This is a genomic window from Daejeonella sp. (assembly GCF_044232565.1).
Taxonomy (GTDB): Bacteria; Bacteroidota; Bacteroidia; order Sphingobacteriales; family Sphingobacteriaceae; genus Daejeonella.
Genome location: NZ_JBIILQ010000053.1, coordinates 1 through 13,279 on the forward strand (window position 1 = coordinate 1; position 13,279 = coordinate 13,279).

The 13,279-nt window shown below is 35.6% G+C and carries 7 protein-coding genes and 1 pseudogene; all 8 read left to right on the plus strand.

Translation table 11 applies throughout. The features are described 5' to 3' along the window. Positions 1-999, plus strand: a 999-nt coding sequence (locus ACILQF_RS04795; RefSeq protein WP_395626277.1) for a discoidin domain-containing protein, incomplete at its 5' end; no start/stop codon positions are given. A 20-nt stretch (positions 1,000-1,019) separates the two neighbouring features. Further along, positions 1,020-2,300 (plus strand): DUF3472 domain-containing protein, encoded by a 1,281-nt coding sequence (locus ACILQF_RS04800; RefSeq protein WP_395626278.1) that lies wholly within the window; start codon positions 1,020-1,022, stop codon positions 2,298-2,300. A gap of 158 nt (positions 2,301-2,458) precedes the next feature. Next, positions 2,459-5,338, plus strand: coding sequence for a triple tyrosine motif-containing protein (locus ACILQF_RS04805; protein ID WP_395626279.1), 2,880 nt, complete (start codon positions 2,459-2,461; stop codon positions 5,336-5,338). Positions 5,339-5,588: 250 nt separating this feature from the next. Next, positions 5,589-8,597, plus strand: a complete 3,009-nt coding sequence (locus tag ACILQF_RS04810) for a SusC/RagA family TonB-linked outer membrane protein (protein ID WP_395626280.1) — start codon at positions 5,589-5,591, stop codon at positions 8,595-8,597. A gap of 24 nt (positions 8,598-8,621) precedes the next feature. Continuing rightward, entirely contained in the window at positions 8,622-10,145 is a 1,524-nt protein-coding gene (locus ACILQF_RS04815) for a RagB/SusD family nutrient uptake outer membrane protein (protein ID WP_395626281.1), read from the plus strand. Positions 10,146-10,156: 11 nt separating this feature from the next. Continuing rightward, positions 10,157-11,044 (plus strand): LamG-like jellyroll fold domain-containing protein, encoded by an 888-nt coding sequence (locus tag ACILQF_RS04820; protein WP_395626282.1) that lies wholly within the window; start codon positions 10,157-10,159, stop codon positions 11,042-11,044. A 55-nt stretch (positions 11,045-11,099) separates the two neighbouring features. Beyond that, on the plus strand, positions 11,100-12,764 hold the full coding sequence (locus ACILQF_RS04825) for a glucoamylase family protein (protein WP_395626283.1): 1,665 nt from the start codon (positions 11,100-11,102) through the stop codon (positions 12,762-12,764). Positions 12,765-12,766: 2 nt separating this feature from the next. Further along, positions 12,767-13,279 (plus strand): annotated as a pseudogene (locus ACILQF_RS04830) (beta-glucosidase); the annotation flags it as partial.

The window sequence follows — 13,279 nt, forward strand, 5'->3', positions numbered from 1 at the left end:
TTGTTTCATGAGCTTGGTCACGCATTAAATTTGCCACATAATCATGCTAAAAAAAGTGAAATGTCAGTAAAAGGCACGGCCTTGATGGGAGCAGGTAATTATACGTTAGGTAAAACGCCAACCTTTCTAACTGCCGCTGATTGTGCTGTATTAGATGTAAATCAGGTATTTAATGCAGACACAAAAGCATATTATGGACAGGTAAATGCGGGAGTTACATCAATTGAGGCTAGCTATAATTCCAGCACATCTGCTATCAATGTAAGCGGTAAATTTTCAAGTGAAGTACCAGTAAAACAAATACTTTATTATAATGATCCTGAAACAATTGCTGATGGTGGCACCGGAGCAAACAAAGATTATAATGCGATCACTTGGACATCCAAACCAATTGGATCAAATGAATTTAAAATAGACTTTCTCCTTTCAGATTTTATTGAAAAAACAGATGGCCTTAAATATGAATTAAGAGTAAAGTTAGTTCATGAAAATGGCCATGTAACACAAACAAGTTATAGTTATCTATTTAATTTGGGAGTGCCGGTTCTTGATTTTAGCACGAAGCCCGAAATTAATAAACTTGGATGGAAAATAAGTTCTTTTAGTTCTGAGGAGTTGGCGGGGGAGGGTACTATAAATGGTAGAGCCAATACCTTAATTGATGGGAATGGATCTACTTATTGGCACTCCAAGTGGACAGGGTCTTCAACTAGTTATCCTCACGATTTTGTAATTGATATGGGAATAGCGAATAGTGTTAAGGGCTTGGCTTTAACTCAAAGAAGCGGACTTTCGCGTGCTATTAAAGATTTTGAATTATTATCAAGTATTGATGGTGCTAATTTTGTCTCTATAAAGAATTTTACAGCGGCAAATACCAATGGAAGTCAGTATTTTACTTTTGATACATCTCGAACTTTTCGTTATTTTAAGGTAGTCTCTAAATCAGCATGGGATGGTCAAAATTTTGCTGCAATTGCCGAAGTGGGTATGTTTTAATCTATTTTTAATAATCTTTAATGATGAAAAAGTTAGTTATAATCAGTTTTATTGTTTTGCTAAGCGCAATTACTTATGCACAAACCTTTAAAGCAATGATACCCCTAGGGGGTAATGCTTATGTAAGTAAAGGCGCTAAAATTACGGATGCTGGACTTGTTGAATGGTTTGATAAAGAGGCAATTACGAGTATTTATTTTAGGGTATCAAAGCCCCAAGTTTTAAATGTTTCCTTGCTTGTAAGAGTTCCAGAAGGAGAAAGTGTTTTAAGGATTAAGGCTGGCGGTAAGAGTTTTGAAAAGAAAATTTCAAACATTCAATTTGATACTATTGCAATTGGGAATATTGATGTTAAAACAGCGGGACATGTTAAAATTGATATTCAGGGTTTAAAAAAGACTCATTCCTATTTTGCTGAAATTTCCAATCTTCTAATCAGCGGAGAAAATGGAGATCAAGATCTTGTTTATGTTAAAAAGGGTAGTTCATTCCATTTTGGCCGCAGAGGGCCATCAGTTCACTTACGATATGATATTCCACCAAATATAAAAAGTGAGGTGAAGTGGTTTTATAATGAAATTAAAGTGCCAGCAAAAAGTGATGTAATTGGATCATATTATATGGCCAATGGTTTTGGAGAGGGTTATTTTGGCATGCAGGTAAATTCTCCGACTGAAAGAAGAATATTATTTTCTGTTTGGAGCCCTTTTGTTACTGATGATCCCAAAAGCATTCCAGATAGCATGAAAATTGTGCTATTAAAAAAGGGCCCAACAGTAAAAACTGGAGAATTTGGAAATGAGGGATCTGGAGGGCAAAGCTACATGGTTTTCCCATGGAAGATCGAACAAAGCTATGCTTTTTTATTAGGTGTAAAACCAGATTTTAAGAACAAAACTACGGAGTATACTGCTTATTTTAAGGATCCAGAACAAGGTAAATGGTTTTTGATTGCTCGATTTAAAAGACCTCAAAAGGCCACTAACCTGACTAATTTATATTCGTTTCTTGAGAATTTTGCAACCACAACAGGTAATACAAGTCGCATGGGATACTATCAAAATCAATGGATTATGGATAGTGTGGGCCAATGGTATGAGCTTACTAGCGCTAAATTTACTGCTGATGCCACAGCTAGAGGTAATTACCGAAAAGATTATGCTGGAGGAGTAAAAGGGAATAAATTTTTCATGAAAAATGCAGGCTTTTTCAATGAATTTACATCGATGGATCAATTTTTTAAGCGCGAACTTATGGGTGTAAAGCCAGATATTGATTTTGACGCCCTAGAGAAACTATAAGATTTTAATAATTTAAATATTGGGTTTGAATTCGCAAAATTAATCCCAAAATCAATTGTTATTCTTTTTATTTATGACAATAACTTCTTCTTTTATTGTTTTAGCATTAGCTTTGAATTAATCGATTTTTGGTTAAATAAAAAAATCAATATTCAGCAATGTTGAAATCAATATATATATCCTTTTGTTTCTCTATTATAGTTTTCACATCATTTGCAAATGATATTCAGAGCATAGGTGTTTCCAATATCCGTAATTATACCAAGTCGGTTTACTTAGCGGGAAACCAAAACTGGTCTGTTACTTCCGATGCAAATCGTGTGATTTACTTCGGTAATTCAGAGGGTTTGTTAACTTTTAACGGCAATGCATGGCAATTATATAAGATTCCTAACAACCTTATTGTTCGGTCGGTAGCGGTTGATGATAAAGGAAGGGTTTACACGGGTGGTTTTGGTGAGATTGGCTATTGGTATTTTGATTCTCATGCAATACAAAAATATAAATCGCTTAATAATCTCATCCCCAAAAATTTCAATTTTAGCGATGAGGTTTGGAAAATTTATGTAGATGGAGAGCGTGTTATTTTCCAGTCCTTTGGAGCAATTTTAATTTATCATAAAGGTAAAATTCAGGTAATCGATAAAGGCCCGTTTTTATTTCTAGTAAAGGTTAAGAATAGGTATTTTATTCAGGGCTTAAAAAAGGGTTTATTTGAACTTAAGGGCACAAAGCTTGAATTTGTTCCTGGAAGTGAGCTCCTGGCTAATATGGCGGTATTGTGTATGTTGCCCTATAATGCTAATAGTTTTGTAATTGGAACTTCAAATAATGGTCTATTTATTTTTGATGGTTTAAAGGTTAAGGCTTGGGACATTCCTGCAAATAAATTATTAATTACCAACCAATTGAATAATGGCGTTGATTTATATGGTAAGTATTTTGCCTTCGGAACCATCCTAAACGGTATTGTTATCATTGATAAAGAAGGCAATGTTATTCAACGCATTAATAAGAGCGGCGGACTCCAAAATAATACTGTATTGAGCCTATTTGTAGACCAGTCTAATAATTTATGGGCTGGATTAGATAATGGTATTGACCGTATAGAATTAAATTCTCCGCTTTCATTTTTTCTCGATAAGAGCGTGGGTTTTGGGACTGTTTACTCTAGTATTATTTTCAAGGATAAGATTTATCTAGGCACAAATCAGGGTTTATATTTTAGCTCATGGAATCCAAAGAGTAGAGATCAATCCTTTGATTTTAAGCTAATTCCTAATTCACAGGGCCAGGTGTGGGATTTATCACTTATTGATGGAGAACTTTTTTGTGGGCATAATAATGGAACCTTTAGGGTTAAAGGAGCTGTTTTAGAGAAGGTATCTTCCGTTAATGGAGGCTGGACAATCAAGAAAATGAGTACAGTGCCCAATAAATTGATTCAGGGTACATATAATGGATTGGTCATTTATCAAAAAGATGGATCTGGTCAATATAAGTTTTCACACAAAGTAAATGGTTTTTCTGCCCCATCAAGATACGTTGAGCAGGATGAAAAGGGAAATATTTGGTCATCTCATGCTTATAAAGGGTTATTTAAGATGAACCTTAAGCAGAATCTAATGGCTGTAGATGGCCTAGTTAAAAATTATGATCAAACTAAGGGTCTGCCTTCTAGTTATGGGATAAATATTTTTAATCTCTTTGGCAGGATTGTATTCGCTTCAGATTCAGGATTTTATGTTTATGACCATATTATAGATCGATTTAAGAAGTATGATGAACTAAACAGAGATCTTGGATCATTTTCAAGGGCCAATAAAGTCATTAAGGCCGATGAAAAGAGTTATTGGTTTATTGAAAAGGGTAAGGTAGCCCTTGTTGATTTTTCAGAGCCCGGTAAAATCAAGGTTAATTCTAGCTTATTCAGTGTATTAAATGGCAGGATGGTGCAGAATTATGAAAATATTTCTAAAATTGACCACAACCTTTATTTAATCAGTATTGATGATGGCTTTGTTTTATATAATCAAAACCTTAAGGAGGTTAAGCAAAGCATTCCAGATGTTATTATTGGTAAAGTTGAAAATATCACGACTGGAACTTTTACGCATACCGAGCGCGCAACTTTAAGTGCTCCGATTAAGATAAGTAATCAAGAAAATAGTATCCGAATTCATTATAGCTTACCTATTTATCGTCAAGGAAAGATTTTGTATCAGTACTATTTGGATGGATATTCTAGTGGCTGGTCATCCTGGGCATCTATATCTCAAAAGGACTTTACTAATCTTCCCTTTGGAAAGTATGAGTTTAAAGTTAGAGCAAGAGTGAATGATGAAGAACTATCTGAAATCACCTCATTTAAATTTGAGATTCTACCTCCTTTTTATGCAAGTATTTGGGCAATGATTCTTTATGTTTTCAATATTGTCGGGGCTGTTTACTTGATTAGATTTTGGTATTTCCGAAAACTTAAAAAGCATCAAGAAAATATTCAAAATCGACTTCAAAAAGAGCGAGATGAGCAATTGAAACAGGAGGCAATAATTAATGAACAAAAGCTTATTAAAGTTAAAAACGAGAAATTACAGGCCGAGGTTGATAGTAAAAGCCGTGAAGTAACAAATTCAGCAATGAATATGGTATATAAGAATGAATTTTTGCAAAAAATTAAGGGCGAAATTGAGAATCTTAAGGATGCTAACGGAAAGGTTTTTGCTGATGAGCAATTAAAACGACTTCAAAAAATTATTGATGAGGGAATGAACGATGAACGGGACTGGAATTTATTTGAAAGTAGTTTCAATGAAACGCATGAAAATTTCTTCAAAAAGTTGAAGGTTCATCATCCAGATCTTGTTCCTAACGACTTAAAACTATGTGCGTATTTGCGTATGAATATGAGTAGTAAAGAGATGGCATCCTTGCTAAATATTAGTTTGCGTGGAGCTGAAATTAGACGCTATCGTTTACGAAAGAAACTCAGTCTTCCTCACGATAAGAACTTAGTTGAGTTTCTAATGGAGCTTTAACACTACATCATTACTACACACATGATAATCTTAGCTTATTAATTACCCTATCTTTTCATTTCAGTTTGTGTAGTATAAATAGAGCTATTGAAATCTCTAAACACGCTTTTTAGGTCATAATTTAACTTTTTTTAATCATTTGAAGCAGGTGATTAAATTTAATGTGTAGTGATGTAGAGTTATTTTATTTGGTGAATAATCAAAACAATTCCATTTTGGTGATGGTTTAACAATTAACTAATTAAAAATTATGAAACAAAAATCTCTACTAGTATTTTTATTTCTTATCTCTTGTTTTAGTGCTTTTGCGCAAAATATCAAGGTAACTGGAAAGGTTACAGGTGGTATGAGCAATGAAGCATTAATAGGTGTAAGTGTAAAACTTAAAGGGTCTGCTATTGGAACCCAAACAGATTTAAACGGTGATTTTTCAATCAGCGTTCCACCCAAAGGCATCTTAGTTGTCACCTATTTAGGATTTACAACTCAGGAGATTCTTGTAAATGGAAGAACTACTATTAATGTAAAGCTGAGCCCTTCAACTAACGAATTGGACCAGGTTGTTGTAATAGGTTATGGATCTCAAAAGAAAAGAGATTTAACAGGTTCCATTAGTTCAGTTAGGGGTGAAGACATTGAGAAGTCGCCTAATACAAACCCAGTTTCCTCATTGCAAGGTAAGGTAGCTGGTTTAACAATTGTGAATAGCGGAACTCCCGGTGCATCGCCAACTGTTAGGATCAGAGGTATTAATAGTACAAATGCTTCAAGTCCTATTTATGTTGTTGATGGTGTTATACAAACTAATATTGACTATGTGAATGCAGCGGATATTGAAACTGTGGAAGTATTAAAAGATCCATCTTCTACAGCTATCTTTGGAACACAAGGTGGTAATGGTGTTATTGTTGTTACAACCAAAAGAGCAGCTAAAGGCGAAACGCGTATAGCATTTCAAAGTTCAGTAGGTGTGCAAACTGTACCCAACCAAATTGATGTGGTTGATGCTGCTGGTTTTAAAAGCCTCTATACAGCGCAGCTAGCAAATATAAATGCAGCGCCATTTGATTTCACAAACTATACTGCAAACACTAACTGGCAGGATTTGATCTTCAAAACAGCCATGCAAAATAATAATAACCTAAGTATTTCAAACAGCGGTGAAAAGTCTACCACCATTGTTAATGTTGGATATACCAATCAGGAAGGTGTTTTAAGAAATAGCAGTTTCAAAAGATATAATTTCAGATTGAATCAGGAATTAAAATTCAATGACAACCTGAAAGTTGGTGGTGATGTAAATGCTTACCACTACAATTCTGACCCTTCTGATGTTTCTTTAAACAATGCTTTATGGTCAGCACCAATTGTAGGTGTTCAGGAAGACGCCAATTCATATTATAGCATGCCATCATTTCAAAGAGCGCAGGTTGGCAATCCTATTGCAACCTTAAACAGGAATGATCAAACCTCTATCAACAAGGGCTATAGAGCAGTAGGTAATATATTTGCTGAGCTAACCTTTTTGAAAAATTTTAAATTCAGGTCTTCATTTTATACTGATATGAGCTGGAATGGTTCAAGAGGCTATAATCCACTGCCTTACACATTTATTAATTTAGGAGAGGGCTCCATACCTACAAACCGAACTTTTGATAATTCAATTAGGACTTCTGTAGATCAGAATCAATCAGAATTCCGTAAATTTCAACAGGATCAAACACTTACTTATGAAAATACATTTAATAAGGATCATAAGTTAACAGCTTTAGCGGGTTTAACCTCTCTTTATACTTCGAGTACCTCTTTATCTGGAAACAGAAGAGATACTACTTTAAATATTCCTAACGATCCTGATTTTTGGTATTTGAATATCACTAACATTGCAAATCCTGGAAATTACAATGGCAGTGGTAGCGAATCAGCTCAGCAATCTTATTTCGGAAGGTTAAACTATTCCTTTAAGAGTAAATATCTGGTAAATGCGTCTATAAGAAGAGATGGAATTTCAAAATTCGCACCTGAAAATAGATGGGGAACATTTGGAAGTGTTGGTTTAGGCTGGGTATTGAGTGAAGAGAGTTTCTTTAAAGACAATATTAAAGGAATTGACTTCGTGAAACTTAGAGGTTCATGGGGTACATTGGGTAATGCTCAGGGATTTGGTGAAAATCTATATCGCCCGGGATTAACGATCACTGATGTTGGTGTATTTGGTAATAATGTTTACCCATCAGTTACTCCATCATATGTACCCGATCCTAATTTACATTGGGAGGTTATTCGTGGTTTAGATATTGGTATGGAAGTTCAGGCCTTCAATTCACGCTTGAGCGCTGATCTGACCTATTATAATCGTACCACAAAAGATATCTTAACAAGAGTGCCATTGCCAGCAATCAGCAGTTATTTATTAACTAATTTGGGAACAATTTCTAACAAGGGTCTTGAACTTAGCTTAGCCTGGAGAGATAAAATTGGAAACTTCTCTTATAGTATTACTCCGAATATCAGTTACAATAAAAATAATGTGGAGTCAATTGGTGATAACTTTAATTTCCAGATTACGGGTAACGGTGGTGTAAACAGAACCAGTTCTGGTGAGTCAATTGGTTATTTTTATGGATACAAGCAGGTTGGTGTTTATCAGTCGACTGCTGATTTAGATAAACAACCATCTTTTCCTAATTCACTTCCAGGAGATATAGCTTTTGAGGATATCAATGCGGATGGTAAAATTACAGATGCAGATAGAACGAATTTAGGTTCTCCGTTCCCAGATTATAATTATGGGCTTAATTTATCATTAGCTTATAAGAGCTTTGACATGATTGTTGAAGGCCAGGGTGTTGCAGGAAATCATGTTTATACGCAGAGACGTACCTCAAATTTTGCAGTTCTTAATTATGAAAGTAATCGTTTAAACGCGTATACAAGACCAGGTACAAATAATATTGAGCCAATTCTTGACAATACCCGTGGTAACAACTACTTAATGAGTAACTACTTTTTAGAGCCAGGCGATTACTTCCGCTTACGTACCGTTCAGTTAGGATATACATTTAACAAATCCTTATTGAATAAAGTAGGTATGAAGTCTTTAAGAATGTATTTGAGTGGTCAAAATCTAAATACATGGAGTAAAACAACTGGTTATACTCCTGAAGCTCCAATCAGCAACATTATTGGTGCTGGTGCAGATAATGGGATTTATCCAATTCCAAGTGTTTACACTTTTGGTTTGAACCTGACTTTTTAATTGTATCAATTTAAAAATATAGCAATGAAAATATTAAAATACAAAACAAGCTATGCAATAGTCTTTTTGCTTGCATTGATCACGGTATTTGCCGGATGTAAAAAAGATTTTCTGGATAGACAATCACAGGGAGAGTATGATCAGGATAATTATCCTTATCCTGAAGGGTCAGGCCCATATGATCAGTTCATTAATGGTGCTTATGCAGTTTTAAGGAGTTACAACGTAACGGTTATGCCATTTGTAACGGTTGCAAGTATCAGAAGTGATGATGCAGATAAGGGGAGCACACCTGCAGATGGTGGTGATCAAATTCAAATGGACAACTTTAGTATTACAGCTAGTAATGGTGTAGCCAATGCATTTTGGGTTGGTCATTACGACATGATCAATAAATGTAATTTTGTACTTGAAAGAGTGGCAAAAGACCCTAATCTTAATACACCAGAAAGCTTAAAGTTAGGTGCTAGAGCTGAGGCTAGATTCTTAAGAGCTTATGCCTATTTTATGCTGGTTAGAAGCTATGGTGCTGTACCCTTAGTAGATACTGTTATTACTAAAACAGCTGCTGAAGCGAATATCCCTCAAAGTGCCGCTCCAGTTGTATATCAGTTTATTGAAAGTGATCTTATTTTTGCCGCAGCAAATTTGCCAGCAACTTACGATTCAAAATTTGTGGGTAGAGCAACTAAAGGTGCAGCACTTGGATTGTTGGCTAAAGTATATTTGTACCAGAGTAAATGGGCTAGTGCAATGAATACCGCTAATATGGTAATGACATCTGGTCAATATGATCTTTCAACCCCTTATTCTAAAATATTTAACGAAGAGGGTGAAAATTCCAAGGAATCAATCTTTGAAGTTCAGGCAACTGCTACAGCTTCTAATCCTACCACTTATGGTTCACAATATTCTAATGTTCAGGGTGTTAGAGGAACTGGTCAGTGGGATTTAGGTTGGGGATTTAATGTTCCAAGTACAAGTTTAGAAGCAGCTTTTGAAGCAAATGACCCAAGAAAAGCCCGTTCTATTTTATATGCGGGTGGTACATCTTTATATGGAGAAGCTATTCCTGCAGGTTTACCAAATCCTCGTTATAACAATAAAGTGTATACCAATCCAGCCAAAAGATCACAAATCGGAAATCGATTTGGATGGTGGAATAATGTACGTTTATTGAGATATGCAGATGTTGTTTTAATGTATGCAGAAGCTGCTAACGAATTGGGTGGAGCAGATAATACAACGAAAGCATTGGCTGCCTTAAACAGCATCAGACTAAGAGCAAGAGAAGGCAATAGTGCAATCCTTCCAGCAATTACCACCACAGTTCAGGCAGATCTAAAAGAAGCCATCCGCCGTGAAAGAAGAGTGGAGTTAGCCATGGAGCATGAGCGATTCTTTGATATCGTAAGATGGGGCATTGTGGCTGATGTTTTACAAGCCCAAGGAAAGACTTTCGTAAAGGGCAAACATGAGTTATTGCCTATTCCTCAAACTCAAATCGATTTAAGTAAAGGTGTATTAAAACAAAATAATGGTTATTAATCCTTAAACACATGAAAAAGAATTTTTTAAATATTTCCAGTCTGGTCGTTTGTCTCTTGACTGTTTCAGTTTTATCTTCCTGTGAAAAAGATGGTAATCCAAATAACTTACCGGAAGTTTCTACAGCCCAATACGAAGGGAAAATTGATGGATATTCTAGTACTGATGATGTATATCCTAAAAATTTGGTAGCCTACTGGTCTTTTGAGGATACTAAAAATGAAACTATAAGTAAAACTGCACCTACCTCTTCTCTAAACGATTCGTATGTAACTGGTGGTGTAAAAGGGAAGGCTCTTAAATTAAATGCAGGCTTTGTTTACTATGCAACTCAAATGGATGCTTTTAAATCTGAAGCTTTGAAGAGTTTTACGATTAGTCAATGGATTCAGATTACCAATAACGGGACTAAGAAAACAATGACCTTTCAAATTGCCCGTCCGGGTATATTTAACGGAAGCCTTGATTTTAGATTAAATACACAGTCTTATCCATCTTCAACAACAGATATTTTAAAAGTTAATCCAAGGTTTACCACGGTAGGTGGGGGAAGTCAGGATAACCTGAACGCTACCCTATCTCCAAAGATTGGTGCCGCGGTTTGGACTCATCTGGTTTTAACCTATGATGGAACTACCGGTGTATTTAAAATGTGGGCAGATGGTGTAAATATTGGGTCTTATAACAATCGTGGTACTGGCAATAACCTGTTTAAATCATATGAACCAGGTGAAATTATTATCGGGGGTTGTTATAATACTATTCCTGGTAAAACGATAGGTACAGATGTTTCATTTGCAAATATGACAGGTTCAATTGACGAGATCAGAGTTTATAATACTGTGCTTCCTGATGCACATATTAAAGCTTTAAATAATCTGGGTAAAGCAGGTAAATAAATTAAAGAAGTGCTGGCTTATGTTTAGCCAGCACTTCTTTCTCATTAAATTTCTGATGTATTTGGATTATCTTAAAAAAGGCTATTTTTTTATTCTGATACTGGTTTTGCACTGTTTAGGCGGTTGCAATAAAGATAATACAACCATTATTTCCCCTAAGGATACTGCAATTTCATTCACTGTAAATGGTAGTTATAATGGATCCCTGACTTATAAGTCATTGAATCCAATCCCTAAAGTTAAGATCATATTTTCTGAAGCAATTTCAAGTGTGGAGGCTAATAAAATAACCTGGAAAACAGATGCTGGCATTTTGGTGAATGCCAGTTATTCTATTTCTGATCAAAACAGATCGGTAGAATTAGTTCCGGTAAATGACCTTTCATCCTTTTCATCCTATAAGATCCTTATTCCTGATAACATTAAAACAGAGTCTGGCGGCAGAATAATCAATCCATTAACGATCAATTTGCAAACAGGGTTGGATGGAAAAGATAAATTCCCTATTATTTCTGATAATGAGCTGCTAACACTTATCCAAAAGCAAACCTTTAAATATTTCTGGGATTTTGCTCATCCTAACAGTGGTATGGCTCGCGAGCGCAATACTTCAGGAGATATTGTTACTACTGGTGGGACTGGTTTTGGGATTATGAGCATAGTTTCTGCTGTTAGCAGAAATTTTATCAGCAGAAGTGAGGGGAAGGCACGGATTCAAAAAATCATTACGTTTTTAAAAACTGCAGATAAATTCCATGGTGTTTTTCCGCATTGGATTAATGGGAATACCGGAAAGGTTCAAGCTTTTAGCGCCAAAGATAACGGCGCAGATCTAGTAGAAACAGCTTTTTTAATGGAAGGTTTACTCGTAGCTAGGCAATATTTTAATTCAAATGATGCGGATGAAATAAATTTACGCTCTGATGTTAACCTCCTTTTTAATGCTGTTGAATGGGATTGGTTTAGGAAAAATGGAGAAGAAAGATTATACTGGCATTGGAGTTCAAATTTTGCATGGGATATGAACTTACCTGTAAGAGGATGGAACGAAGCGCTGATGGTTTATGTTCTAGCTTCTTCTTCTACTACACATAGCATTCCTAAGTCCGTTTATGATGCAGGATGGGCATCAAATGGTGGAATGAAGAATGGTAATACTTATTATGGTGTTCAATTGCCTTTGGGATCTCCCAATGGAGGTCCTTTGTTCTTTGAGCATTACAGTTTTATGGCATTAAACCCAACCTCTCTGAGTGACTCGTATGCTAACTATGAAACCCAAGTTAAAGCGCATACCAAAATCAATTATAATTATTGTGTGGCCGATCCATTGAAATATGGATATTCCAAAGACAATTGGGGATTAACCGCAAGTGATATCAGCGGAGGCTATTCTGCCAGTTCTCCCAATAATGATAAGGGTTATACCGCTCCTACAGCTGCTGTTGCGTCCTTGCCCTATGCTCCCGAAGAATCTATGCAGGCTATTCGGTTTTTCTACTATAAATTAGGTGATAAACTATGGGGTGAATATGGTTTTAAAGATGCCTTTTCACTTCATGATCCTTGGTTTGCTCAATCTTATTTGGCAATTGATCAAGGGCCTCAGATTGTGATGATTGAAAATTATCGGACAGGTTTAATTTGGGATTTATTCATGTCTTGTCCCGAAGTAAAATCTGGATTAAAAAAACTTGGCTTTCAAAGCCCTAAAATTTAAGAATGAAAAATATTTATAAACTATATGTTTTTATTGCATTTTCCCTCTTATCCTGCGGAGTTAATAGGGATTTGAGTGTAAGGAAGACTTTAACAGATAATCAACTTTTAGATACGGTTCAATACCATAGTTTCCAATATTTTTGGGATGGTGCTGAACCAGTTTCGGGAGCCGGAAGAGAGCGTTATCATGAAGATAATATTTATCCGCAAAACGATAAAAATACTGTGGCTACTGGTGCTGCTGGCTTCGGATTGATGGGCATCATTAGTGGTATTGATCGAGATTTTGTGAGTAGAAAAGAAGGTGTTGAACGACTAAACAAAATTTTAAATTACCTTAAAAATGCCGAGCGTTTTCATGGTGCTTGGCCTCATTGGATGTATGGGGAAACTGGCAAAGTGAAACCTTTTTCTAAGTTTGATGATGGTGGCGATTTAGTTGAAACTTCCTTTGTTGCTCAAGGTCTTATTTGCGTAAAGCAGTATTTTAAGAATGGAAATCGTGAGGAAAAA

Excerpts from the sequence above, each read along its gene's own strand:
- ACILQF_RS04825 (WP_395626283.1), top strand. The coding sequence starts at position 11,100 with ATGTATTTGGATTATCTTAAAAAAGGCTATTTTTTTATTCTGATACTG.
- ACILQF_RS04820 (WP_395626282.1), top strand. The coding sequence starts at position 10,157 with ATGAAAAAGAATTTTTTAAATATTTCCAGTCTGGTCGTTTGTCTCTTG.
- ACILQF_RS04810 (WP_395626280.1), top strand. The coding sequence starts at position 5,589 with ATGAAACAAAAATCTCTACTAGTATTTTTATTTCTTATCTCTTGTTTT.
- ACILQF_RS04805 (WP_395626279.1), top strand. The coding sequence starts at position 2,459 with ATGTTGAAATCAATATATATATCCTTTTGTTTCTCTATTATAGTTTTC.
- ACILQF_RS04815 (WP_395626281.1), top strand. The coding sequence starts at position 8,622 with ATGAAAATATTAAAATACAAAACAAGCTATGCAATAGTCTTTTTGCTT.
- ACILQF_RS04800 (WP_395626278.1), top strand. The coding sequence starts at position 1,020 with ATGATGAAAAAGTTAGTTATAATCAGTTTTATTGTTTTGCTAAGCGCA.